Origin of the sequence: Nostoc sp. UIC 10607, from assembly GCF_047228265.1 — a bacterium.
Classification (GTDB): Bacteria; Cyanobacteriota; Cyanobacteriia; order Cyanobacteriales; family Nostocaceae; genus Nostoc; species Nostoc foliaceum_A.
This window is the reverse complement of the sequence record NZ_JBIQNW010000006.1, coordinates 153,711-177,950: the sequence shown is the minus strand read 5'-3', so window position 1 is coordinate 177,950 and position 24,240 is coordinate 153,711. Positions and strand designations below refer to the sequence as shown.

Genomic DNA, 24,240 nt, shown 5'->3' with positions numbered 1-24,240 from the left:
CCTGATTATATCGTTTTTTAGTGTTTTATGTCAATTGTAATTTTTCTTTTGTTATTAGCAAACGATCGCTAATTTAAGGACTATTGATTAGCTATGGAGAAGGAATTACCACAGCCACAGCTTGCTATTGCCTGGGGATTGTGGAAGCGAAAACCACCACCCATTAAATCTTCTGAATAATCGACCCCCAAACCATTGAGGTAATTTAAGCTTGTGGCATCTATAACTACTTGAATCTCATCCAAGTCGAAAACTTGGTCGCCAACTTTTATTGCTTCATCGAAGGACATATCATAAAAGAATCCAGAACAACCGCCTGGTTTGACTGCCAATCTAAACAAGACATTTGGCTGCTGCTTGGACTGAATTCGCCCAATTTCACTCGCGGCTGCTTGACTCAGATTAATCATGGAACTCGTTTTCCGCAATTAAATTATTAAATACCCTATCTTCATTTTACAGACAGATGGTTTAAGTCTCGCTCCTCGAAAATTCCAAATTACCGAAGCCATGAGGCGATCGCTATTACTATATTTATAACAGTAACATGCTTCAGTCCCCACCTTAACTAGGTAGGGACTTCTGGCGTGCAGTGGTTACCAAAGACGGTTTGCACAAAAATGTATTTGGTTTTGCGATTAGAGCTTTAATGGCGTTTTTTTGGTTTTAATCCTTGGTACGGGCATAGTCATCTTGATAGCGAATAATATCATCTTCACCCAAGTATTCGCCATTTTGCACTTCAATTAATACCAAAGGGATTACGCCAGGATTCTCTAAACGATGAGATGTACATTGAGGTACATAGGTTGACTCATTATTGCTCAGTAGTACTTCTTTCTCCCCACAAGTCACCCTAGCTGTACCAGAGACGACAATCCAATGTTCACTGCGGTGGTGGTGCATCTGTAGACTGAGGCGGTGTCCGGGCTTAACTTCAATGCGCTTGATTTTGTATCCGCGCCCTTCTTCCAAAACTGTAAAAGCACCCCAAGGGCGTAACTCAGTTGCAGCAACGCCTCTGGAAGTGATAGTTGAAGGTAGGTGTAGAGTGTCAGTCTGTGTAGTTTCTTGATATCGAGCCATAGTTACCTCATTTGAAGACATAACAAACCGTTGGTACTCTTAACTATTGATAAAAAATCTGGCGCTATCTTGCAAGGTTGGAAATCAGCAATTTTGTTGCACCTTGACAAACATAACAAAATCAAACGTGACGGTGTAAATCATCACTACTAAAACTCTTGTATCTACACCAAGTCTTCATCAAGCAAAATGACAGCTTGTTCTAAACTTTAAAAAAAGATTGGACATTGGGCATTGGTGATTAAGAGATTTTTCTACTCCCTACTCCCTCATTATCGTGGTTTCAGGAAAATACCAATTCCGTTATGAACACGAGCAGCAGTACTAGGCGATCGGTCAAGTAGTTGCCCTCCTAAATAAAGGCTGGTAGAACTACCACCATCCAAATTTAGGGCATTCACACAGCCCATCTGTTGCATCAGTTGGGCATGTTCTGCCAAATTAGGACCATAGCCGCCTGCACGATTATGCACGGCAGTAATCATGAGTGTGCCTGTTGCCGTTGTGCAAATACCGCTACGAATAGCCTTTTCGGCAATAAAGGCATTGCTGAATTTTTCACCTTTGGCATCAAGAACAATTTGACGGTTTTGGATTAACAGCGGCCCAGCTCCGATAATGTGGGGATAACGACTAAAATCAGTGGGAGCAGTGCTGCTGGAAATGCTTACTGCGGTGCCAATAGGTAACTGTGAGGCAGCAGTAACAGCGTTGGCGCGTAAGGTTAGTAGGTAGCCATCCTGGGGAATAGGAACCGCTGCCTCACCAACTTTCCCCCCTGGTAACTGTTGAGTAACTTGGTTTTTCTGTACCAATAGGATAATTTCATTATCCGTCAAGGGCGTGTAAGTTGCTCCCCAAGCTGGAGTGTAACGAGCAATGCCACTCTGGACGTAACCGCTGTTAAGAAACAGAATTGGTAGGCGCTGATTATTTGCCGTGATTAAAGTTTCTTCTAAGGTAAGACGACCGAAGTAAAATTGGCCAGAATCATTCCAAGCGATCGCGCCCCGGTTGAGAATGGGGCCTGATAACCACTGACCATCCTGACGAATTGCACCCAAGGGCAATCTGTTATTGCGGTTAAAATAACCACCGTTAATTCCAGCTACTGCTAAGTAACGTTGTGCTGTTTGAATTAAGGGAGCAGTACCCGCAAGCCCATCAGGACTAGCCCACATGGGTTTCAACGTTAGCCCAAATTTACGGGGATTAACTTCTAACCAGACAACCGGGAAGCGTTCTGTGCCTAAGTTTACATAATTCTGTCGCCAGCGCAATCCTGGGGCCCAAGTAATATCTCGTTCTTCTAGGGGATCGGGTCGAATATCGATAATCAGGCGATTGGGGTTAGCGACACTACTAACTTGAGGTGATAGACCGAAGGGAACGCTCAGACTAATAATGGTTTGGTTTTTGACCACCTTTACTTGTTGAATCAGTGGTTCAGGGGCTGGCGGTATTGGTTGTGTTGGTGTAGTTGGTAATAATTGTTTGAGCAGGTTTGGCAGCAATGTTGGTGCTGCTGCTGGTGGCTGCGGTGTATAGCGTTCTATCAAAACGGGATCGGCTATTCCATCCAGGGTAATTGTCCACTCTCGATTTGGCGGTACAGTGGATTTGGGAGTTGGTGTGTCTGGATCAGAAGGTGAAGTTTGAATTTTTTTAATAACTGATCCTTGTGTAACTTGCCAGGGAGTTGGACGGTCTAAATCGACAAGAATCCGAGTTTGTTGCAAAAGGGCACTTGCCTCTGGACGTTCCTGGCTCTGAATAATATTTGTAATTTGTGCTTTTGGGGTAGTAATTACCAAGGTATTGCCATTGGTTTGGATCTGCCATCCAGATGTTTGAGCAAAATTACTAATATCCAGATAGCGATATGCTCCTAGTAGCCTGGTGGTTAAAACCAGTGGCTTTGTTACCGATGAAAACCACTGTATTGGTTGCTTCGCTGAATTACTACTGTTTAAGAAATTTACTCCAATTAATTGCCTAAATACCCCATCACTGAGATGAGTTGTCACCTGACCAGATTTTCCAGGTCGTTGCAACCAAGTTCCTGGTAAAGTACGACCATTGAGGGAAATTTGATTACCAGAGGATACTACACCTGTTAAAGGAGGTGCAGGTGACTGGGAGATCAGCCTTAGTATTGATTGGAAATTTTTTGGAGACTCCTGGGCGTTGGTAGCACAGGTAGTAGTTAAGCACAGTAATGTTAAAAGTATTGGTGACACAGTAGCCCGGAAAAATCTGCGATCGCCCTTGGCATTGGCGGAGCCATCGCTAATCCCTGATTGGCAACAATTCGGCATTTTTACCATAATTTACTTAGTACTTTTGAAAACTATGACCCAAGGTATAAATTAACTAATTATTTGGAAATATAAAAATAACATGAGTTTATTTTTGAAAAAACATGGTATTCTATATATTGGCTAGTCATCTCTTTTAGGCATCAGCCAATTTATTTAGACGCTAAAGCCACTGCAATCAAGTGTTTTAACTAGCACTAATTCTAACCACACTATACACGGTAGTTTTGGTTATCAAAACTGGATTAAGATATTCAATCCTCACTGAAAGTTACTTCAGTAAGGTCTAGTTAATAGTAATACATGCGGCTACTATAAGCAGCAAAACTCTAGGCAGCAAAGATATTTGGGAATTGTCAAATGGGTATATATTGTAATACGCTGATTTTATTGCTGGATCAGGATGGCTTTGGCTTTAAAAGATAGTACAGCGTTCAGTTTTAGTTTTGTTTCAGGTGAGCCGAAATAGGCTCTATGAGTAGCTAGCGTGCATCTGGAAAAAGGGAATTGAGAAAATACTTAGCTTCACAATATAAAAAAGAAACTGTCAGGGCAAAAATGATGTCTTGGCGGAGGTAACTTGTCTAACACCGCATAAATACATAAAGATACGTAAACATTTTAACACGGGTCAACTAACAAAGTAAAACCGAAGTTAAAATTTTTTTTCCCTAAATTTCGGTGCTTGTATATTTTTCCATCGCGGAATTTAGAAATTTTTTCCATAACGTAGTGGCAAAATTGGTAACTCAATACTTCAGGAACAGGGTATGAATAATAAACCGATGAATCAAGACCAACAAATCACAGTGGATATAAATTCAAGAGATACCTATCAGGGGCAAAAGTGGTTAGTAGAGGAAAGAGATGCCTGTGGTGTAGGTTTTATTGCTCATCGCCAAAATCATACCAGCCACGAAATTGTCGAAAAAGCCTTAGCTGCTTTAACCTGCTTAGAACACCGGGGAGGTTGTAGCGCCGATCAAGACTCTGGTGATGGTGCTGGAGTATTGACAGCTATCCCTTGGGAGTTGTTTCAACAAGACTTTGCCGAAAGGGGGAAGGAACTTCCATCCATCAATAATATAGCTGTTGGGATGATCTTTCTACCACAAGACCAACAAGCAGCACAAAAAGCTAGAGCGACAGTTGAGCAAGTAGCGACCGAAGAAAAATTGATTGTACTGGGTTGGCGAGTAGTGCCAGTGCAACCTGATTTACTGGGTGTACAAGCAAGAGAAAATCAACCCCAGATTGAACAAGTTTTGTTAGCTTCTGTTGACAAAAGCGGCGATGAATTAGAACGGCAGTTGTACATTACCCGCCGCCGAATTAGTAAAGCTGCAACCAACATCTCAGAAGAATTTTATATCTGCTCGTTGTCAAGCCGCACGATTGTCTACAAAGGCATGGTGCGTTCTGCTGTATTGGGCAGCTTTTATGAGGATTTAAAAAATCCAGCTTATAAAAGTGCCTTTGCTGTCTATCACCGTCGCTTTAGTACCAACACGATGCCCAAGTGGCCCCTAGCTCAACCAATGCGGCTTTTGGGGCACAACGGCGAAATCAATACCTTATTGGGTAACATCAACTGGATGATGGCACGAGAAGCTAGCCTGAATCATCCTGTATGGGGCGATCGCATCCAGGAACTCAAGCCATTAGTTCATATTGATAACAGCGACTCGGCTACCCTAGACAATGTAGTGGAATTGCTGGTGTCCTCTGGACGCAGTCCCTTGGAAGCTTTAATGATTATGGTTCCAGAGGCTTACCAAAATCAGCCTTCTTTACGTGACTCTCCAGAAATTGTTGATTTCTACGAATATTACAGCGGTCTACAAGAAGCATGGGACGGGCCAGCACTTTTAGTATTCAGCGATGGCAAAAAAGTTGGTGCAACACTAGATCGTAATGGCTTAAGACCAGCTCGCTACGTGATCACTAAAGATGATTACATTGTAGTAGCTTCCGAAGCTGGTGTAGTGGACTTTCCAGAAGCGAATATTGTCGAGAAAGGTAGACTCGGCCCAGGGCAAATGATTGCCGTGGATTTAGAAAATCATGAAGTGCTGAAGAATTGGGAGATTAAACAGCGGATTGCCAAGCAGCACCCTTATGGAGAATGGCTGCAACAGTACCGTCAAGAATTAAAGTCATTGGTGAGCCAACGCGGTCTTGGGGATCTCCCCCATGAGCGATTGGCGAACCCCGAAGGGATCGGTCATCCGTCATTAGCAAATGGTAATGGCAAAGGACAAATGACAAATGACCCTGGACAATTGAGTATTGACAAGCAAATCTTACTTCAGCGTCAAACTGCCTTTGGCTACACCACAGAAGATGTGGAAATGGTGATTCATCCAATGGCGATCGCAGGTTCAGAGCCGACTTTCTGCATGGGGGATGATATTCCTTTAGCAGTGCTGTCAACAAAACCCCACCTGCTTTATGACTATTTCAAACAGCGCTTTGCTCAGGTGACAAACCCGGCAATTGATCCCCTACGGGAAAAGCTAGTGATGTCTCTGAAAGTCGAACTGGGTGAACGAGGTAACTTATTAGAACCCAAGCCAGAATATGCTCGGAGATTGAAGCTCGAATCGCCAGTGTTAACTGATGGTGAGTTAGAGGCAATTAAGCTGTCAGGATTTGCCACCGCTGAGTTGTCAACCCTATTTGCGATCGCTACCGGCCCTGAAGGATTAAAGTCCGCAGTCCAATCTTTACAAGCACAAGCAGCTGAATCAGTCCGCGCAGGTGCAAAGATTTTAATCTTAAGCGATAAGGGAAATGACGGTATCAGCCCAGAAGATACATACATTCCTCCCCTGTTAGCAGTGGGTGCTGTACATCATCACCTGATTCGGGAAGGGCTGCGAATGAAAACATCCCTGATTGTCAATACTGCCCAATGCTGGAGTACTCATCACTTTGCTTGTCTCATTGGCTACGGTGCTGGTGCAGTTTGCCCGTATATGGCTTTAGATACGGTGCGTGATTGGTGGTCTGATCCCAAAACTCAAAAGTTAATGGGTGTGCAAAAAATTCCAACCCTCACCCTAGAACAAGCTTTAGGAAACTATCGCAAAGCAGTAGAGTCAGGTTTGCTAAAAATTCTCTCCAAGATGGGAATTTCTCTGCTCTCCAGCTATCAAGCAGCCCAAATCTTTGAAGCTATTGGCATCGGTGGAGATTTAATCGAATTAGGATTCCGTGGTACGACTTCCCGTATCGGTGGTTTGAGTATTAGTGAACTAGCTGATGAAGTGCTTTCCTTCCACTGCAAAGCTTTCCCAGAAGTAACTGCCAATAAGTTACAAAACCTGGGCTTTGTGCAGTACCGTCCTGGCGGCGAGTACCACATGAATAGTCCAGAAATGGTTAAGGCGCTGCATAAGGCTTTAGATGGCAAAAACTATGACCACTACGAAGTCTACCAAAAGCATCTCCAAGGTAGGCCAGTAACTGCCTTGCGGGACTTGCTAGACTTCCAAGGCGATCGCACCCCAATTCCTATAGAAGAAGTGGAGTCGGTAACTGAAATTGTCAAGCGCTTCTGCACCGGCGGCATGTCTTTAGGCGCTTTGTCAAGAGAAGCTCATGAAACTTTAGCGATCGCCATGAATCGCATTGGCGGTAAATCAAACTCTGGAGAAGGTGGCGAAGACCCAGTGCGCTATACAGTTCTAGATGATGTAGACGAGTCTGGTCACTCGCCAACCCTACCTCATTTAAAAGGATTGCGGAATGGTGATAAAGCCTATAGTGCCATTAAGCAAGTTGCATCGGGACGCTTTGGTGTCACGCCAGAGTACCTAGTCAACGCCAAACAAATTGAAATTAAAATTGCCCAAGGTGCCAAGCCTGGAGAAGGTGGACAGCTACCAGGGCCAAAGGTGAGCCAATACATTGCGATGTTAAGGCGCTCGAAGCCAGGTGTAACGCTGATTTCGCCACCACCGCACCACGATATTTATTCCATTGAAGACCTAGCGCAACTGATTTTTGATCTGCACCAAATTAATCCCAAAGCAAAGGTATCGGTGAAGCTAGTTGCAGAAGTAGGCATTGGCACGATCGCTGCTGGTGTAGCTAAGGCAAACGCTGATATTATCCAGGTTTCTGGACATGATGGTGGTACAGGTGCATCGCCACTAAGTTCGATTAAACACGCAGGTTCACCGTGGGAATTGGGTTTAAGTGAAGTGCATCGTGTCTTGATGGAAAATAGCCTGCGCGATCGCGTGATTTTGCGCGTAGATGGCGGACTCAAGAGTGGCTGGGATGTAGTAATAGGTGCATTGATGGGCGGTGAAGAATTCGGTTTCGGCTCCATCGCCATGATTGCTGAAGGCTGTATCATGGCGCGAGTTTGCCACATGAACACTTGCCCTGTGGGTGTTGCTACTCAGAAAGAAGAACTCCGCAAGCGGTTTACGGGAATGCCGGAACAGGTTGTTAACTTCTTTTACTTCATCGCCGAAGAAGTGCGTAGTCTGCTAGCGCGACTAGGTTACCGTTCTTTGTCAGAAATTATTGGACGTGCAGATTTGTTGAAACTGCGCCCAGAGGCAAAACTCACCAAAACGCGATCGCTGAACCTGGATTGTTTACTTAAGCTACCAGATACCAGAGACAATCGTAGCTGGTTGCTGCATGAAGAAGTCCACAGTAACGGCGTGGTTTTGGATGACAAATTGATTGCCGATCCCGACATTCAGGCTGCCATTCGCAACCAGTCTACTGTCACCAAGACTTACCCTATTGTCAATACTGACAGAACAGTAGGCACAAGATTAGCGGGAGCGATCGCTTCTCAATATGGTGACAGCAGCTTTAAAGGACAAATTAATCTCAACTTCACAGGCAGTGTTGGGCAAAGCTTTGGTGCTTTCAACCTCCCTGGTATAATTCTGACCCTGGAAGGAGAGGCAAACGACTACGTAGGTAAAGGGATGCATGGTGGTGAAATAATCATCAAACCTCCAACCGATGCTACCTATAAGGCATCACAAAACGTGATAGTTGGCAATACTTGCCTCTATGGTGCTACTGGTGGCATGTTATTTGCCAACGGACTAGCAGGAGAGCGTTTTGCTGTAAGAAACTCCAAAGGGATAGCAGTGATTGAAGGCGCTGGGGATCACTGCTGCGAATATATGACTGGTGGTGTGATTGTCGTCCTCGGCAAAGTAGGACGTAACGTAGCTGCTGGGATGACTGGTGGACTAGCGTACTTCTTGGATGAAGATGATTCATTTCGTGAATTAGTCAACCCGGAAATTGTCAAAATCCAGAGGGTGATTACAGAAGCAGGTGCAAAACAACTGCAAGAGTTAATTAAAACTCATGGGGAACGAACTGGTTCACTAAAGGCGAAGAAAATTCTCCAAGATTGGCAAGAATTTTTGCCGAAATTCTGGCAGTTGGTTCCGCCTTCTGAAGCTGATAGTGCAGAAGCTGATCCTGAAAAAGAAACAACCGAGTTAAGTTTAGTGACTAGTCATTAGTAACTGTAACTGTTTTCATACTTGGTCTTAAGCCATTCTCCCGTCGGAGAAATTGCACAAACAGGTACTCTGCGAAAACTGCTTTGGGCATCCAAAGCAGTCACCTGTATTTACCCCTTAAAAAAAGTGTAGAGAGAAAAAAATATTCCCCCTAAAAAAGGGGAAATATTCATTAATTAATTCATAATTGGACTTTAGACTAAAGCAACAAAAATGTCTGAGCAATCAAATCCTGTGAAAGTGCAAGTAATAAAGTTGAGATCAACAATGTCCTGAAATCTACCTAATTGAGTATAGAAGGCATTACCTAAATCCTGGTAAACTGCCATATAAATGTGTCCCAAAAAGTAGGATTTGTCTATAAAAATGCTTATAGAAGATCAAGCTCCCGATCGCAAAACTTCTGAAGAAGAACGTTTTCAAGATGATTATTATTCATACTTTGAATCTTCTGAAAATGCTACCCGATACACACCATCGGTTTGGTATCTCGATGAGGCTTTTAAGCAACGTTCATTCTCTTTATTAGATTTAGGATGTGGCAATGGGGCCTTGAACAAATATCTACCTGAGCGATGTGATTACCTTGGGATAGATCACAGTGAAGCTGCGATTCAGTACTGTTCAAAGCTATACCCCAACAAGAAGTTTACTGCCAAAGATTTATCGGTAATACTGCCAGAATTTGCTTCAGAAAATCAAAAATTTGATGCTGTCGTGCTAGCCGGATTACTATTTCATAATGTCGACAAGGAAACACTAGAAAAAAATGACGATCAACAGCTTGTTCAATTCTGTTTGGACAAACTAATAAGCGACAAAGGATATCTGGTGCTTATTGTACCTTTTGCTTATGGTGATCATCCATCCCATAATCTTTATGTTCGGGCAGAATGGCTACAAAATTTGGTAGAAGAATTGCTGAAAGCTGTAAATGCAAAAATTGTTTACGAGAATATTTCTCTACAAATTGGCTTGGACAAAAAAGTTAGACAGCAGAAGAAAACTCCTGACTGGTTTGTTCCCGATAGCACTACTGACTATTCCAATAAGTACGCTGGAACATATATGGCAGCTTGGACAGTTATTGCATCTCCATTGCTGGGTTAAACCGTCATTTCAATAACCAAGATTATTTGTCAAGTTTTCAGTTGATTTGTTCTTTAGTTTCGCACCTAGAACTGTCTAAATTTCAGTCATAAATAAGCCATTATAAGTAAAAAATATAATTTTACTTTTTAGTCAATTACTATTGACTAATTACCTATAATTAATAATTACTTTTTGTTAGCAAGTAGCTTTTGGTCTGCATCTTCCATTTCTAAAAGTTCTGGAATAGTCACAAAGCGATAGCCTTGCTTTCTGAAGTTGCTAATAATTTCTGGTAAAGCTTGTACAGTTTTGGAACGATTACCACCACCATCATGCATTAGCACAATACCGCCAGGCTTTGAATCTTTAATCACGTTATCGATCAACTTTGGTACAGCTGGCAACTTATAGTCTATGGAGTCCGCTGACCACATGACCACGGCATATTTTTTACCTTTAGCATAAGCAGCTAATCCATTGTGCAGGTTGCCACCTGGCGGTCGGAAGAGATTTGTTTTAGCACCTGTAATTTGATAAATTAGGTCTGTTGTGCGGTCAATTTCAAAAGCTGCTGCTTGTGGATTAAAGGAATGATACCAGTGATGCCAAGTATGGTTGGCAATGACGTGACCTTGAGAGACAATCTGCTTTCCTAACTCTGGATAATTTTTTAGGTTTTGCCCAACGACAAAAAACGTCCCTTTAATATTATTTGATTTTAGAATATCTAGCACTTGCGCTGTGGTCTGAGGCCAAGGCCCATCATCAAAGGTAAGAGCAATTACTTTCTCCGCCTTAGTGAGTTTTGCCGCTTTAACTATTGCCCCTTGAAAACGTGATGGTAGAGCGTAAGATAGTCCTTTTGTTTGTGCTTCTTGCTGCCAACTTGTAAGCATCGTCGCCTTTAATTTCTCAATGCGCTGCTGAGTTCCTATGTTTGCACTTACATCCTTCACATTTATATTTTGTTGGCTCTGAGCCTCTGAAGGATTTGGCCTTAGAAGCATCATGAAAGCAAGGCTAAAAACACCACATAAAGCAAGCAGTGCAATTAATATTCCTTCTGGCCACAGAAATGACTTATTGTTTTCCACCTCATAGCTCCTTCAAAGATCGAACCATCAACCACGGTTATGACGGTACGTTATAGCACATTTTTTTAGATATCTTAGATACCATCTGCTTTCTGCTAATCCTGACAATTGGAATTGGACTAATAGAAATTTACAATCAAAAAAACAGACTATACGGCTTTAACTGAAATCTAGAGCATCTAGATTTGGAAAAACGCTTATATAGTACTTGGTACTGTTGAATGTCAACCATTCATAAAAGGCAAGGTCTGCAATTCCACATTCTTACCGCTAGCTCTAAGAAGGAGCACAATCAGATAATTAATTACACCCCAAAACCCTTTTAATTACTGTCTTTAACTTCACTGCTAAGGCAGTATTATCCTTTCAAGTTTTATAGCTTTACAAATAAGATGTAGCTCAACTATCGCGCCCGACAATTTGAACTTTTCGCTAGCTGAGGTTTTTATAGCAAGACTTTCTTACAGGAAAGTTGTATAATTTACAGCTTAGTAAATTATTTGGTTAGCATACAAAATTAATTAAAAGGGATGGTGTATCTTTCAAAAAAGAGTCTAATAAACTATTAGTTCTATTCTTGATAAGATATATCTTACTGCCTGCTGCCATTGCTTCTTTTTTAAGAAAAAGTTAAATTTTTAACTGGCAGAATGTTGCCTTGTATTTTCTATGAAATAAACAGACGAAAATTGATTCAATATAGTTTCTCATTGCCAAGGGGCATGTATTCGTTAATCTAGATACTTTTAACTCATTCAGCAAAAATAATTTTATCGGCAGTTCAACTCTATTTTTGATGCTGGTACTTAAGCTTCAATTGCTAGTAGCTTCTTCTTGATAGTAAAGAAGATTGATATATTATTAATAGTACAATCTAATATATAATGTCACCGTATAATTACGTAAATCACTTACATTATTTATAATCTAGTTGTTAAAATTGCGTTCATGTAGTATACATCTATACTAAACACTATACTCTACCTTTATTATGAAGGATTTTTTACTAATTACACTTGCTCAAGCTATATTTGTGTATCTAAAAATACATTAAATAACCTTAAAATAAACGTAACATTACTTAATAATATAGACCCAAGCAGGTTTCCAGGTAATTGCTGGATATGAGCCTTTTATGGGCAGATTTTTTGCTCACACAACATATGAAAAAACATATTTTTATTCGTTCGCAAAAAGTAGATAAACTACTCTACTGGAATAATGGAATAAACATCTTAGTGTTCAGCGAAAATGAAGCATATATTTCAAGACATTCAGGAAACTTTTTTTGCAACTCAACGACCAATTTTCTGCTCCAACAAAAAACCGACTGGCTGTACCGCTCTAACAATGTGGAACTAATTTTTTAGCAGGAGGAAGCAAAACTGAAAATTATTTAATAACTTGCCTTATAATTGCAGCAATTAGAATTATGATTTTTAATCATCTATCCAAAAATCCTAATTATTTAGCTTATATTGCCTTAGGCAGGTGATAGTTTATTTACAGCACTTTTGCTTATCTTTGGTAGATGCGCTAACTGTATTATTTAATATCTGTATGGGTTTATGCAGAACCCATGTTGTTTATCAGTATACCTTTTGAGTCAAAATAATCAAGGTATTTGTCCCACTTCTTAAACTGGCTAGAAAGTTTTATGGTTCCTCACGAAAGTGATGCAAAAGAAGAGCGTGCGTCGTTAAAAGTATGGCGTAGTTGGCAAGAAAATCTGATTTTAATTGCGATCGCATTGTGTTTGGCGTTCCTGATCCGGACTTTTATTGCCGAACCCCGCTATATACCTTCTGATTCGATGTTGCCCACCTTGCATACAGGCGATCGCTTGGTGGTGGAAAAAATATCCTACCATTTTCACCCTCCCATAACTGGGGATATTATTGTTTTTCAGCCACCCGCAGAACTACAACGTCGGGGATATCCTAAAGACCAAGCTTTCATAAAGCGGGTTATTGGCCAGCCTGGTGAGGTAATTAGTGTTGCTTCTGGCAAAGTCTACCTTAACGGTCAACCCTTGGCAGAAGACTACATCGCTGAACCACCAAATCAGCCATATCAACCAGTGAAAGTCCCAGAAGACGAATTTTTTGTCATGGGAGATAACCGCAACGATAGTAATGACTCTCGTTATTGGGGCTTTTTACCCAGAAAAAATGTCATCGGTCGGGCAACGTTTCGCTTTTGGCCTCTCGACCGCATTGGGTTCATTTAAAAAGTTAGGAATCATTCAATTTTAGATTTTAGACTTTTCCTTCAATCCAAAATTCAAAATCTAAAATTTGCTGAGTTAGGAGTTATTTTAAAACTTCTAACTTAAAACCTTAAATAATACATCAGTTGGGCGATCGCATCACCAGTTAACTCCAACCGCCGTTGGAAATCAGCCAGGTTACGGTAAGGCCCGGCTGATTGCCGATTTTGCACCACTGCTTGCGCCAAAGACAAATCTATAAATGGAATTTGTGCTAACTTTTCAACTGTTGCTGTGTTTGGGTTAACTATATGCGTAGGACTTTCTAGAGATTCGTGGTCATAATAAATAAAATTCAGCAGAGGCTTTAATGGCTCCAGACGCGGCGCTGGTATAGCCAAAGCCGCAGCAATATCTTCAATACAGTAAAATTTAACACCAGAACGCGAAAGTTCTACAAGCGATCGCGCTTGGTGAATTGACAAACCTGGTAGGCGTAACCAATCATCTACAGTGGCTTGATTAGCATCAATGCGGATACCTAATTTTGCTGCTATCTGAATTTCTTCTCCAGATTGTAGGCGATAGTAAGGATCGTTGAGGAGTTTGGCGCGGAGTTTTTGCAGTCTGGGGTTCAAAGGTAGCCAGTTATTCATGGTTGTCACTTACCTCAAGAAATCTGGTCTAGCAATTGGCGGCGCTTTTGCTCAAACTCATACTCTGAAATCAGTCCATCCTGGCGCAGAGCATCTAATTCACGCATTGCATCAGCCATCGCTCCTACCTGATTACTCACCCTTTGTGAGTTTCTTGTCGTTGACTTCCCTAGATTAAAATTACGATCAAAAGCTTCTTCGTCTTGGGCTAAATACCAAACTCCCTCAATGGCACTAGCTACCTTGGGAATAGGTGTCCAGGAAAGCAACACATACAAAACACCCCACAACGGCTGTCCCAGATAGAATTTATGTAATCCTGAAATTGTCAGCGTGCCAGAAAAAGCTAAGACAGCGGCAACACTTCGGCTTTTACGCTTAGTCAACATATTTCTAATAAATTTACCAATACCACAGTTCCTACAATCAGAGAGCCATCTACTCTGCCTTTCCCTTCAGACTTTTAGCTGGGAAGCCCCACACACAATTTAGTATTTAAAGAAATTTGAGTAAGTTTCACATGACTGTGCATTGAGCTTTGATGCTAATTTTAAGTTTTTAACAGCTTTATTACTACTATGTCACAGACCTTCCTACCGCCAAAATGGCTTGAACAGCTTTGTGATCCTTACGCTGTGCTAGGAATTTCTGTGATTGCTGATGATCGCCAGATTTTTAAACGCTATCACAGTTTAGCCAAGCTGCTACATCCCGATCGCAATGCCAAAAACTGTAATCCAGACCAAGAATTAGCAACGGCAATATTTAGCCATTTAATCAATCCAGCTTATGAACAGCTGAAACATCGACAGAAGCGCTTGATTGCGATCGCTATGCTGCGATCAGACGCAAGAGTTTTAGAGCAAAAAGCTTTGTCTTCTCAAAGTGCTATAGCTCAGGAAATTATGGAAATGTCTACACCCCAAGCAGAATTGTTTTACGAAGAAGCGATCGCCTGCTATGCAGAAGCTCAGTACAAATCACTAGCTCAGTTTTATCAGGTAACGCAACAAATTAGTATACTGAATTTAGTTTACTTACGGTTGCATAAACCAGACCTGTTCCTACCGCAAAAAGCTGTTCGCATCATCCCTGAGGTAGAAGTTAAGCCAGTTAAATTTACATTATCTGAACAAACTGATATCAAACCAATTTTGACAAACTATGCTCAACGTCACTACCAGCGAGCTATTGAGTACGTCAGGCTAGCTAAATGGGCCCTCGCAGTGCAAGAACTGCGCGATGCCATCAAGTTAGAGCCAAATAACAGCGACTATTATGCCTTATTAGGTTCGGTACATTTCCAACAGAAATTTTTAGGGATGGCTAGGGTTTACATCTGTCAAGCATTAAAACTGAACCCGCAAAATTCATTAGCTTTGAAATACGCTCCCAAACTGAAAATTCAACCGGGAGAAGATACCAATCCTAAATCAATGGCTAAAGCTATGAGTATTGCGGCTTTATTAAGCCGGTTTACACAAAGGAAAGGTTCTCAAGTCAAGTGTTGAAATTTCGGTAACAAACCGTACTAAAACCGAAGCTTCGTCACTAGATTACTCACCTAGACTAAAATAATAAATAGAAGTAAAACTATTAAGCTGCTGAGTCTGGACACTCAGTTTAATATAAGCAATATGGGATTCTTCGATTCTGAGATAGTTCAGCAAGAAGCAAAACAGCTGTTTGAGGATTATCAAGCGCTAATCAAGCTTGGTAACAACTACGGCAAATTTGACCGCGATGGCAAAAAGCTGTTTATTGAGCAAATGGAAGCCATGATGGATCGTTATCGCATCTTTATGAAGCGCTTCGAGCTATCAGAAGATTTCATGGCACAAATGACAGTAGAACAACTTAAAACACAATTAGGTCAGTTCGGTGTCACCCCGCAACAAATGTTTGACCAAATGCACCTGACTTTAGAACGGATGAAAGCCGAGCTAGAAAAACAGGCCTAGTCAATTTTAGATTTTGGATTAATTGCCAATCCAAAATCCAAAATTCAAAATTATTGTGACTTGGGCCGAGAAAACTGGGAAGGTGGCTTGAAGTTTTCTACTGGTACATTCTTCAGTGCCTTTTCCATAAAATCTTTCCAGATGGGAGCAACCATACCGCCGCCTGTAGCACGGTTAGCTAATTGTCTGTTGTCGTCTCTCCCCACCCAAACAGCAGTTGTTAGTTGTGGCACAGTCCCAACATACCAAATATCTTTTTCTGAGGAAGTTGTACCCGTCTTACCAGCACTCGGACGAGCTATGGCAGCACCTTTACCTGTACCATTAGTAACTACCGTTCGCATCACATCAATAATAGCTGCCGATGCCCAAGGGTCTAAAACTAGCTGGGGTTTAGGGGTGTTATCTAATAACACGTTACCACTACTATCGGTGACACGGGCAATTACAGTTGGTGGGGACTGCCAGCCATAATTAGCAAAGGTAGCATAGGCACTAGCCATTTCCAGAGGAGTAACACCAATTGCACCCAGAGGCAGGGAGCTAACAGGTTCCATCGGACTCATAATGCCCAAGGTGCGGCAGGTTTCTATAACTCTATTCATCCCCACAGTCTTACCAATCTTGATCACAGGAATGTTGCGTGACTGGGCTAAAGCTGTGCGGATTGGCATAGAACCGCTAAAACCCCCATCATAATTTCTGGGAAAGTACCAACCGTTACCATCTCGATAACTGACTGGGGCATCTACCACCGTTGAGTCTGGCCCATACTTACCAGTAGCAAAAGCAGTATAGTATACAAACGGTTTAAAGGAAGATCCGGGCTGGCGTTGAGATTGAGTTGCACGATTGAATTCACTGGTTTTAGGATCTACACCACCCACTAGTGCTTTAATAAAATGCGTGCGCGGATCAATTGCCACCAAGGCGATTTGATTCTTAGATAATCCCTGCCCAAGGAGTGATTTATGCCACTTACCGACAGTTTCCTCTGCCATAATTTGGAAGTTGGCATCAACTGTAGTTTGCACCCGCATCCCGCCTTTGAGTAGTGTCTCACGCCCAAACTTTTTAGCCAACTCCTGCGCTACTGTATTGGTTATATAAGGTAGGGCACTACCTTGAAAGGATTTGATTCTACCAAGTTTGATTTCTTGCTTGAGGGCACTGTCGTACTCTGACTGATTGATCCAGTTTAATTCCAGCATCCGTCCGAGCACTTCTTTTTGTTTCTGTTTTGCCAGCTTCATACTCGCAAACGGGCTGAATTCTTCTGGTGCTTGAATTAAACCCGCCATCATTGCTGACTCACCCAAGCTTAAATATTCTGCTGATTTATTAAAGTAACTCCGGGCTGCCGTTTGTACACCATAATTGTTATGACCCCAATAAACTTGATTGAGGTACATTTCTAAAATTTGGTCTTTAGTGAGAATTTGCTCTAACCGAATTGCTAGCACCCCCTCTGCTAACTTGCGGGTAAAGGCACGCTTGCGAGACAAAAATAGGTTTTTTACCAATTGCATGGTAACAGTAGAGCCACCCTCTTTGACTCCACCTGCTACAGCATTAACTACTACAGCACGTCCAACACCAGTGGGGTTAATCCCGTGATGATCGTAGAAGTGACTATCTTCACTGGCTAATACTGCCCGTTTTAAATTCGGGGAAATTCTATCCAGGGGCACGACTTCCCGGTTGGCTTCCCCGTGGATACTGGTTAAAAGCTTACCTTTAACGTCATAGATGTAAGTTGTTTCTGAGGGAAAGAAGTTACGTAGCTGTCTTACATCTGGCAAATTACGGAAACTAATGGCTAAACCAACCAGTCCTCCGGCTACAATGGAACTTGCCAACATGGTGATTGAGAGGAGAGTACCGCCAGTTACCTGACCGACTCCTTTCAAAAACTCAAAACCTGATGAAGCCCGACGTTGTGGCTGTTTATCTTCAAAAGTCCTAGAAGACGACACGGCGATTTCACTTCCTCACTTATAAATTTAACTGTAATTGATTGGACGAAGCAAGGCGGTTAATTTTTTGCAATTATAGTAGTTTGGCGGATGAGAAAGCGGATAAATTGCAAGTGTTTATAACCAACTTAACTTCTAGTGTGCAAAACATAGCTAACAGTGGATTTTCTAGTATGACGGAAGATTTTGCTTGGCTGCGTCGTGGTGTGGTAGAAGTTTTCCCACAACCAGCTGATGTTAACAGTGATAGTCTAGAAAAGCGCTTGGTAACCACAAACCAACCTTTAAGGGTCAAATTGGGGATTGATCCTACAGGTACTGATATTCATCTTGGTCATAGCATACCAGTACGGAAACTGCGAGCGTTTCAAGATGCAGGCCATATAGCAGTTCTGATTATTGGCGATTTTACAGCACGCATTGGCGATCCAACAGGTAAATCTGAAGTGCGTCGTCAGCTTACAGAAGCAGATGTAGCTCAAAATGCTCAGACTTATCTTGACCAAGTACGCCCTATTTTGGATTTTGACACACCAGGAAGATTAGAGGTGCGTTATAACTCCGAATGGCTCTCTGGGCTAAACTTAGAGAAAATTTTGGAGTTACTCTCCACGATGACGGTGGGGCAGATGTTGGCGAAAGAAGGATTTGCCGATCGCTATAGAAAAGAGAATCCAATTTTTATCCATGAGTTCCTGTACCCGTTAATGCAAGGTTTTGATTCCGTTGCCGTTGAGGCAGATGTGGAATTGGGAGGGACTGATCAAAAATTTAACATTGCTGTGGGCAGAGATTTGCAGCGCCATTTTGGTCAAGAGCCACAATTTGGGATGCTGCTGCCAATTTTGATTGGCACGGATGGGGTGCAAAAAATGTCCAAGTCTTTAGGTAATTATATTGGGTTATCAGAACATCCGGGGCAAAAATATCAGAAGTTACAAGGAGTTGCCGATCATCTGCTGGAGCAGTATTTTGAACTGTTGACAGATTTACCTTTGGATAGTCTGCCAGAAAATCCCCGCGATCGCCAGACACTTTTAGCATGGGAAATTGTCAAACAGTACCACGGTGAACAAGCAGCGCAAGAGGCTAAAGAAGCTGCCCAAAGTGGTGGAAAGGAAGGTGCAGTTCCAGAATTTTCTCTAGCTGAGGTATCGCAGTTTCCTACTAAGTTAGCGTATATTCTCAATGTCACTGGTTTATGCAAAAGTACAGGGGAAGGAAAGCGGAAAATTCAAGAAGGTGGCGTGCGCTTAGATGGCGATCGCATTACTGATGTTGATACTACTTTTGCTGATCCTGCTGAGTTACAAGGTAAGGTTTTACAAGTTGGGAAAAATAAGTTTGTGCGTTTAGTTCCTTAAATGGGATATGGGGAGTGGGGAATGGGGAATGGTGAACAGGCAGAACAACGAGTTATTGTGGCTTTGGATGTGCCGGATGAGCAAAGTGCGATCGCTCTTATAGATCAACTTCCGCAAGTTAGTTTCTGGAAAGTTGGTTTAGAGTTGTTTACTAGCACTGGCCCGAAAATTCTAGAAGAACTAAAGTTCCGGCAAAAGCGCATTTTCTTAGATTTAAAGTTTGATGATATCCCCAATACCGTTGCTGGTGCTTGCCGGAGTGCAGCTAGATACGGAGTGGATTTACTTACAATTCATGCTACTGCTGGTAGAGATGCCCTGAAAGCCGCAACTGAGGCGGCACAGGAAGGGGCTGCAAAAGCAGGTGTAGAACCACCAAAGTTAATTGCTATTACCCTGCTAACAAGCATTTCTGCTAGGCAGTTGGCATTTGATTTAAAAATACCTCTGGAATTGCCAGAATATGCTTTAGAAATGGCCCTGCTGGCTCAAGAATGTGGTCTGGATGGGGTAGTTTGTTCGCCTCAAGAGGTGGCACAGTTGCGACAAACTTGTGGAAATGACTTTTTGCTTGTTTGTCCAGGGGTTAGACCAACTTGGGCAGATAAAGGTGATCAAAAGCGATCGCTCACCCCAGCACAAGCCATTAAAGCAGGCGCAGATTACCTAGTAATTGGGCGTCCCATCACCGCTGCTATTGAGCCTGAGTTAGCCTGGAAAAGGATTTCTGAGGAGTTAACCACGGTGGCATGAAGCTAAGAGTCAGTGAAAATCTGGGGGATAGTGTGCAGGGTGTAGGGCAGAACAATCTTGCCTCTTCGCTCAAGAAGAAAAATTATAGTTGGCTTTTAGCTTGTGGCTTCTGGGTTTTAGTATCAAATAGCCTTGCTTACCCAGCGTTCTCGACAAACTTCACCCCTCAACCCTCTGCCCTAGCAGAAAGGGAAAATGTGAACACTGGGGCGAGGTCTTTGTGTTCTGAGCAAAATTTAGAAACATTAACTATACAGCTACTTCAAGATTTATCTAGTTACACCAATCGCGCTAGTCAACGCGCCCGCCGCCTCAGCAGAAGCAGTGATGTTTACAGTTATATGCTAGTGGCAGGAAGACCTGAATTTACTCCTCTGCCCCTTAATCTTGAAGAATATAGTACAGATGCGCCTAAAAGCTCTGCATCAGGAGTTGAGCAAGTTTTCTTTACTACCTTAGAGCGCCAGTACATAGGAAAGAAAGTTGTAGAATTGCAGCAATTCCACTGGCTATTGTTGACTAAAACTAAAAGTGGTTGGCAACTAGTGATGATGTTTTCTCAAACTGGTTCCCATTCAGCACAGCAGCCACTATCTCCGCCACGCGATAGTAGTAACGGTACTGTTGCCCAAGGAGTTAAAACTTGGTTACGCGATTGTCAAGCTGGAAGTGTACGACGGTTGCGTGCTGTAAATCTGGGAGACAAAATTGAACCGTTAATATCAAAGTAGAACAGCTATGAATCGAACAAAAATGTCTCGCCTTTAAGATATTTGCTACAGAAGCTTTCACTAACGTAGGGTACAGTTTTTAATAAGTAATCGTGTTCATTTGGCTGCGGCGCTAAAAAAGCAAATCGGTATCTCGATACAACGCAGTAAGCCACATGAGTTGTATGTTGTTGCCAGATGCGATCGCTGGGTTCCGCGATCAGATAATGGATACGGAGAAGAAATAAAGCTTACTCATCATATTCTCCAGATGTAGCAAAATTTTGATTATTCCGAGTTTCAACGCGAAACGTCACATTTTCGCTATGACCTAAAAATACCAATTCAGCAGCATTGACATTGTACTGAGCTAGCACAGTTAGAGCGAGGCAATTCCAATCGATTTTTCTCCCCATCAATTTCCGAATTAGATACTTATTTCAAACGAAATAAATGTACATCATCCAACTAGCTTGTATCAGTGGAATTGCGCCTATATCTATGGGAGGATTTTGAGGAAAAATAGCTGATAAACAGCGAAAAAAAGCAGACATTATTTAAAAATCAAGGCAGGCTTGAATTTAAGCGTTGTGACTCCCGTTTTTTGGCGATAACATGGAAATAAGTTTATTTCATGCTTCTCAAACCGCGTTTGGCGTCAGTTTTTTATGGAGATTCAATTAATCAACATCGGCTTTGGTAACATCGTGTCTGCCAACCGAGTAGTTGCCATTGTCAGTCCAGAGTCTGCCCCGATTAAGCGGATTATTACCGATGCACGGGACAGGGGTCAATTGATTGATGCAACCTACGGTCGTCGGACTAGGGCTGTAATTATCACCGATTCCAGCCACGTAATTCTGTCCGCTATTCAGCCGGAAACGGTAGCAAATCGCTTTGTAATTTCCCGCGATCATCAAACTGTAGATAATTGATTAGGAGTGGATTAATAATCTCATTTCTATTTGCACCATATCGGCAGTACCATGTGAATTAGACAAGTTTTCTGTCACCCTTGCTACAAATTCTTTAGTCACTAGTGGACTTGGCCAGGAACACAAGACTAATGAATAATATCTATTGATTGATTCACAGGTTGAAGGGATGATGCCAGTTTTACCCATCCAGAGTATTGCTACTACCGAAGAATGCTTACATTTAGGCAGGTTGATTGTTTTAACTGGCCCCAGTGGGGTCGGTAAAGGCACTTTAATGCGATCGCTCCTAGAGCGTCATCCAGAACTTTATTATTCCGTATCCGTGACGACGCGCTCTCCTCGTCCAGGGGAAATCGATGGCAAAAATTACTACTTTATCAGCCGCAGTAAGTTTGAACAATTAGTTGCTGAAGGTGAATTTTTGGAATGGGCAGAATTTGCTGGTAACTATTATGGCACTCCCCGTGAAGCTGTGCTTAACCAAATTCATGTTGGCAAGTTGGTGGTGCTAGAAATTGAGTTAGAAGGAGCAAGACAAATTCGTACTTCCTTTCCCAGTGCCTTCAGCATTTTTATTTTACCGCCTTCTTTTGATGAATTAGAGAAACGGATACGCTCTCGCGCCCAAGACTCTGAAGAAGCGATCACCCGTCGTTTACTCCGGGCCCAAGAAGAAATTCAAGCCGCAGATGAATTTGATATTCAAATCGTTAATGACGATTTTGAAACTGCTTTAAACGACATTGAAACGGTTTTGTTTAAATAAGCTAAGAGTTAAGAATTAAAAGTTAGAAGTTATAAATTTTAACTCCTAACTCTTAACTCCTGTACAGACGCGATTAATCGCGTCTAACTCCTCATTTCAAAATTAACCAAATAAACCTTGAATTAATCCCAAATTGCTAGTCAAAAAGTAAGCAACTACTGCACCACCAATACCACCAATTAAGAAAGAACTGGCAAAATTGTTCCAGCTTTCTTTAGAGTTAAAAGCATCTACCGGAGGGTTGGGTACGGTAACGCTAGGAAGTGCTTTTGGTGGATTGCTATTAGAATACAGAGATAGACAAGCGGTGAGCAAAACAACCAAGCCGATGGCTGCTAGTAAACCAGCTAAGTTCGCATTATCTGTATCTCGCAGTGGGCCCAATTTGGCAAAGGGGCCAAATAGCAAGTAACCATGAGCCATGCCAACTTCTAAACCGCGTCTGGCAGGAGACAGACCTGGGCGATAGGCAGGTAAGTTATTAATGAACCACTTGACCAAGGGAGAAGCATTTACTGGGGTTTCTAGGTTGCCCAGTTGCGGATCGCGGAATGCGGGAAAAACAACTTCACGATTTCTGGGATCGCTGGGGAGATTTTTTGATGCATCTACTGCTTGCGCCATATTCTTATGTTCGCCTCTAAATTAAAATGGTGGCATTTTTATATTAATAATAATTGTAGCTAAAGATGGTTTTTGGCTAGGAAGTTTAGAAAAATTAATTTAGCTAGTTTTAAAGCTGTGAAACTCGCGATATGTAAACAGTATCACGAGTTTCAAAAAACTATTTTTGCTGTCTATTTTGCTGATAATTCTGCCTAAATTAAGCTGAATACATCAACTACACAATATTAAGCAAAAAACAAGACATTTCACTGTCCTAAATCTCATTCTCCACTTATGGTAGTGGGTGGAAAAGTAGATCGGGGAAAAAGCGGTTGAACTCAATCAAGATACCTGCTGTGATTGTCAGCCATAGGGTTGTTGCCACTGGTGCTGTGGAAATAAACTTGATCAAATAGGATGATTGGTCGCTTTTGTCTGCCATGAATTTAGTCTCCAAAACAAATGAATTAGTTAAGCTGATTTAACGTGGAGAAATGGGGATTTCTGTATCCTTGGCTGTTAATTTTCCAGAGAGTAATTCTTGGACTGCTGCTAGTGGCCAAGTAAACCCTGTAGCCATGATGGGTAGTGCCAAACCAAGATCGATTTGGATTTCTTTTTGTTCAGTGTTAGCGTCTTTTTTGATCGCTTGCAGATAGGCACGACCTACCCAGCCAATCCAACCAGCAATATATAGAAACAGAATGCTAGGGATCAAAAAGTCACCAGCACGATCTAGACGACCATCAACAATCAAGTGGGGATAGCCCTCAGGCCCGCACAGCGCCTGAGAATAACGCTCAAACCGCTTTTTCCCTGATTGGGGATCAGCGGTGGTATTACGGGCATTAGCTGCTAGCTCTTGAAAAGCGGGATTGTCCTTGCACGGTGTCAAATTAGCCCCTAAAGCTTGTGCTGGGGGGGCAAAATTGAACCAAAGACTAATCGCTAACATCAAAGCAAACAATCGTCGCATAGAGTTGTTTCCTTTTATTACAAAACAAGAAGTTCTTTGTACAAAACGAAGCGGCTTGTACAGTTGTTTATTTGCATAACTAGGAAGTCATCATACTCTTGGGTGGGAACCGAGTAAAGTTTAAGTAAATAAAAGTTAAAGCTTCTCAACCAAATCTTTATCGGGTGCTAAGTGGTGAGTAACGAGTCCTAAGTATAAGAATTGTTGTTGTAGGGTAGTAAA

At 42.1% G+C, this 24,240-nt stretch carries 21 protein-coding genes; 10 read left to right on the top strand and 11 right to left on the bottom strand.

The annotated features are described in order from the left end of the window. Nucleotides 1-80 precede the first annotated feature (80 nt). The 3 genes from ACEYW6_RS08190 to ACEYW6_RS08180 all read right to left on the bottom strand — a co-directional run bounded on the left by ACEYW6_RS08190 (nt 81) and on the right by ACEYW6_RS08180 (nt 3,413). Nucleotides 81-410, bottom strand: a complete 330-nt coding sequence (locus ACEYW6_RS08190) for a HesB/IscA family protein (protein WP_412979317.1) — start codon at nt 408-410, stop codon at nt 81-83. A 256-nt stretch (nt 411-666) separates the two neighbouring features. Further along, complete coding sequence (locus ACEYW6_RS08185) at nt 667-1,086, bottom strand: cupin domain-containing protein (protein WP_012410234.1); 420 nt, start codon at nt 1,084-1,086, stop codon at nt 667-669. Nucleotides 1,087-1,358: 272 nt separating this feature from the next. Continuing rightward, complete coding sequence (locus ACEYW6_RS08180) at nt 1,359-3,413, bottom strand: phosphodiester glycosidase family protein (protein WP_412979315.1); 2,055 nt, start codon at nt 3,411-3,413, stop codon at nt 1,359-1,361. A 761-nt stretch (nt 3,414-4,174) separates the two neighbouring features. Between ACEYW6_RS08180 and gltB the strand changes: the two genes are divergently transcribed. Both gltB and ACEYW6_RS08170 read left to right on the top strand, forming a co-directional pair. Beyond that, a complete protein-coding gene (gltB, locus tag ACEYW6_RS08175; RefSeq protein ID WP_412979314.1) occupies nt 4,175-8,917 on the top strand; it encodes a glutamate synthase large subunit in 4,743 nt (1,580 codons plus the stop codon). Between the two features lie 366 nt (nt 8,918-9,283). Further along, on the top strand, nt 9,284-10,027 hold the full coding sequence (locus tag ACEYW6_RS08170) for a class I SAM-dependent methyltransferase (RefSeq protein WP_412979313.1): 744 nt from the start codon (nt 9,284-9,286) through the stop codon (nt 10,025-10,027). Nucleotides 10,028-10,194: 167 nt separating this feature from the next. On the opposite strand, the gene ACEYW6_RS08165 is transcribed toward ACEYW6_RS08170, so the two are convergent. Continuing rightward, nucleotides 10,195-11,103: a polysaccharide deacetylase family protein gene (locus ACEYW6_RS08165; protein ID WP_412979312.1), complete on the bottom strand. Its 909-nt coding sequence runs from the start codon at nt 11,101-11,103 to the stop codon at nt 10,195-10,197. A 1,657-nt stretch (nt 11,104-12,760) separates the two neighbouring features. Between ACEYW6_RS08165 and lepB the strand changes: the two genes are divergently transcribed. Beyond that, nucleotides 12,761-13,333 (top strand): signal peptidase I, encoded by a 573-nt coding sequence (gene lepB / locus ACEYW6_RS08160; RefSeq protein WP_190892856.1) that lies wholly within the window; start codon nt 12,761-12,763, stop codon nt 13,331-13,333. A gap of 101 nt (nt 13,334-13,434) precedes the next feature. Here the strand turns inward: lepB and ACEYW6_RS08155 are convergent, their stop codons facing one another. Together ACEYW6_RS08155 and ACEYW6_RS08150 are read right to left on the bottom strand one after the other, a co-directional pair. Then, complete coding sequence (locus tag ACEYW6_RS08155) at nt 13,435-13,968, bottom strand: helix-hairpin-helix domain-containing protein (protein WP_196510849.1); 534 nt, start codon at nt 13,966-13,968, stop codon at nt 13,435-13,437. Between the two features lie 14 nt (nt 13,969-13,982). Continuing rightward, a complete protein-coding gene (locus ACEYW6_RS08150) occupies nt 13,983-14,357 on the bottom strand; it encodes an NINE protein (RefSeq protein ID WP_412979311.1) in 375 nt (124 codons plus the stop codon). Nucleotides 14,358-14,546: 189 nt separating this feature from the next. Between ACEYW6_RS08150 and ACEYW6_RS08145 the strand changes: the two genes are divergently transcribed. Beyond that, nucleotides 14,547-15,479: a DnaJ domain-containing protein gene (locus ACEYW6_RS08145; RefSeq protein ID WP_412979310.1), complete on the top strand. Its 933-nt coding sequence runs from the start codon at nt 14,547-14,549 to the stop codon at nt 15,477-15,479. Nucleotides 15,480-15,605: 126 nt separating this feature from the next. Continuing rightward, nucleotides 15,606-15,929, top strand: a complete 324-nt coding sequence (locus ACEYW6_RS08140) for a DUF1825 family protein (protein WP_012410226.1) — start codon at nt 15,606-15,608, stop codon at nt 15,927-15,929. Between the two features lie 50 nt (nt 15,930-15,979). On the opposite strand, the gene ACEYW6_RS08135 is transcribed toward ACEYW6_RS08140, so the two are convergent. Continuing rightward, a complete protein-coding gene (locus ACEYW6_RS08135; protein WP_412979309.1) occupies nt 15,980-17,905 on the bottom strand; it encodes a transglycosylase domain-containing protein in 1,926 nt (641 codons plus the stop codon). Nucleotides 17,906-18,078: 173 nt separating this feature from the next. Here ACEYW6_RS08135 and tyrS point away from each other — a divergent pair, with 173 nt between their 5' ends. From tyrS to ACEYW6_RS08120, 3 genes are read left to right on the top strand one after another with little or no spacing between them, the layout of a single operon-like run. Then, entirely contained in the window at nt 18,079-19,269 is a 1,191-nt protein-coding gene (tyrS, locus tag ACEYW6_RS08130; RefSeq protein WP_412979308.1) for a tyrosine--tRNA ligase, read from the top strand. A 21-nt stretch (nt 19,270-19,290) separates the two neighbouring features. Further along, nucleotides 19,291-20,022 carry an orotidine-5'-phosphate decarboxylase gene (gene pyrF / locus ACEYW6_RS08125; RefSeq protein ID WP_412979307.1) on the top strand — a complete coding sequence of 244 codons (732 nt, stop codon included), beginning with the start codon at nt 19,291-19,293 and terminating at the stop codon, nt 20,020-20,022. Further along, the gene (locus ACEYW6_RS08120; protein WP_412979306.1) at nt 20,019-20,753 is read left to right on the top strand and encodes a hypothetical protein; all 735 of its coding nucleotides are present in this window, start codon (nt 20,019-20,021) and stop codon (nt 20,751-20,753) included. Before pyrF ends, ACEYW6_RS08120 begins: the two co-directional genes overlap by 4 nt. Before the next feature lie 230 nt (nt 20,754-20,983). On the opposite strand, the gene ACEYW6_RS08115 is transcribed toward ACEYW6_RS08120, so the two are convergent. After that, entirely contained in the window at nt 20,984-21,148 is a 165-nt protein-coding gene (locus tag ACEYW6_RS08115) for a hypothetical protein (protein WP_412979305.1), read from the bottom strand. Between the two features lie 252 nt (nt 21,149-21,400). Between ACEYW6_RS08115 and remA the strand changes: the two genes are divergently transcribed. After that, nucleotides 21,401-21,667, top strand: coding sequence for an extracellular matrix/biofilm regulator RemA (remA, locus tag ACEYW6_RS08110; protein ID WP_012410221.1), 267 nt, complete (start codon nt 21,401-21,403; stop codon nt 21,665-21,667). A gap of 169 nt (nt 21,668-21,836) precedes the next feature. After that, complete coding sequence (gene gmk / locus ACEYW6_RS08105) at nt 21,837-22,436, top strand: guanylate kinase (RefSeq protein WP_412979368.1); 600 nt, start codon at nt 21,837-21,839, stop codon at nt 22,434-22,436. Nucleotides 22,437-22,538: 102 nt separating this feature from the next. Here the strand turns inward: gmk and ACEYW6_RS08100 are convergent, their stop codons facing one another. The 3 genes from ACEYW6_RS08100 to ACEYW6_RS08090 all read right to left on the bottom strand — a co-directional run bounded on the left by ACEYW6_RS08100 (nt 22,539) and on the right by ACEYW6_RS08090 (nt 24,018). After that, nucleotides 22,539-23,060: a photosystem I reaction center protein subunit XI gene (locus ACEYW6_RS08100; RefSeq protein WP_190892846.1), complete on the bottom strand. Its 522-nt coding sequence runs from the start codon at nt 23,058-23,060 to the stop codon at nt 22,539-22,541. A gap of 274 nt (nt 23,061-23,334) precedes the next feature. After that, nucleotides 23,335-23,484, bottom strand: a complete 150-nt coding sequence (psaJ, locus tag ACEYW6_RS08095) for a photosystem I reaction center subunit IX (RefSeq protein WP_190892844.1) — start codon at nt 23,482-23,484, stop codon at nt 23,335-23,337. 39 nt (nt 23,485-23,523) lie between these two features. Then, nucleotides 23,524-24,018 carry a Photosystem I reaction center subunit III gene (locus ACEYW6_RS08090; RefSeq protein WP_190892841.1) on the bottom strand — a complete coding sequence of 165 codons (495 nt, stop codon included), beginning with the start codon at nt 24,016-24,018 and terminating at the stop codon, nt 23,524-23,526. Nucleotides 24,019-24,240: the final 222 nt, after the last annotated feature.

Coding starts and splice junctions, on each gene's coding strand:
- ACEYW6_RS08190 (WP_412979317.1), bottom strand. CDS start 410: ATGATTAATCTGAGTCAAGCAGCCGCGAGTGAAATTGGGCGAATTCAG.
- ACEYW6_RS08185 (WP_012410234.1), bottom strand. CDS start 1,086: ATGGCTCGATATCAAGAAACTACACAGACTGACACTCTACACCTACCT.
- ACEYW6_RS08180 (WP_412979315.1), bottom strand. CDS start 3,413: ATGGTAAAAATGCCGAATTGTTGCCAATCAGGGATTAGCGATGGCTCC.
- gltB (WP_412979314.1), top strand. CDS start 4,175: ATGAATAATAAACCGATGAATCAAGACCAACAAATCACAGTGGATATA.
- ACEYW6_RS08170 (WP_412979313.1), top strand. CDS start 9,284: ATGCTTATAGAAGATCAAGCTCCCGATCGCAAAACTTCTGAAGAAGAA.
- lepB (WP_190892856.1), top strand. CDS start 12,761: ATGGTTCCTCACGAAAGTGATGCAAAAGAAGAGCGTGCGTCGTTAAAA.
- ACEYW6_RS08155 (WP_196510849.1), bottom strand. CDS start 13,968: ATGAATAACTGGCTACCTTTGAACCCCAGACTGCAAAAACTCCGCGCC.
- ACEYW6_RS08150 (WP_412979311.1), bottom strand. CDS start 14,357: ATGTTGACTAAGCGTAAAAGCCGAAGTGTTGCCGCTGTCTTAGCTTTT.
- ACEYW6_RS08145 (WP_412979310.1), top strand. CDS start 14,547: ATGTCACAGACCTTCCTACCGCCAAAATGGCTTGAACAGCTTTGTGAT.
- ACEYW6_RS08140 (WP_012410226.1), top strand. CDS start 15,606: ATGGGATTCTTCGATTCTGAGATAGTTCAGCAAGAAGCAAAACAGCTG.
- tyrS (WP_412979308.1), top strand. CDS start 18,079: ATGACGGAAGATTTTGCTTGGCTGCGTCGTGGTGTGGTAGAAGTTTTC.
- pyrF (WP_412979307.1), top strand. CDS start 19,291: ATGGGGAATGGTGAACAGGCAGAACAACGAGTTATTGTGGCTTTGGAT.
- ACEYW6_RS08120 (WP_412979306.1), top strand. CDS start 20,019: ATGAAGCTAAGAGTCAGTGAAAATCTGGGGGATAGTGTGCAGGGTGTA.
- ACEYW6_RS08115 (WP_412979305.1), bottom strand. CDS start 21,148: ATGGGGAGAAAAATCGATTGGAATTGCCTCGCTCTAACTGTGCTAGCT.
- remA (WP_012410221.1), top strand. CDS start 21,401: ATGGAGATTCAATTAATCAACATCGGCTTTGGTAACATCGTGTCTGCC.
- gmk (WP_412979368.1), top strand. CDS start 21,837: ATGATGCCAGTTTTACCCATCCAGAGTATTGCTACTACCGAAGAATGC.
- ACEYW6_RS08100 (WP_190892846.1), bottom strand. CDS start 23,060: ATGGCGCAAGCAGTAGATGCATCAAAAAATCTCCCCAGCGATCCCAGA.
- psaJ (WP_190892844.1), bottom strand. CDS start 23,484: ATGGCAGACAAAAGCGACCAATCATCCTATTTGATCAAGTTTATTTCC.
- ACEYW6_RS08090 (WP_190892841.1), bottom strand. CDS start 24,018: ATGCGACGATTGTTTGCTTTGATGTTAGCGATTAGTCTTTGGTTCAAT.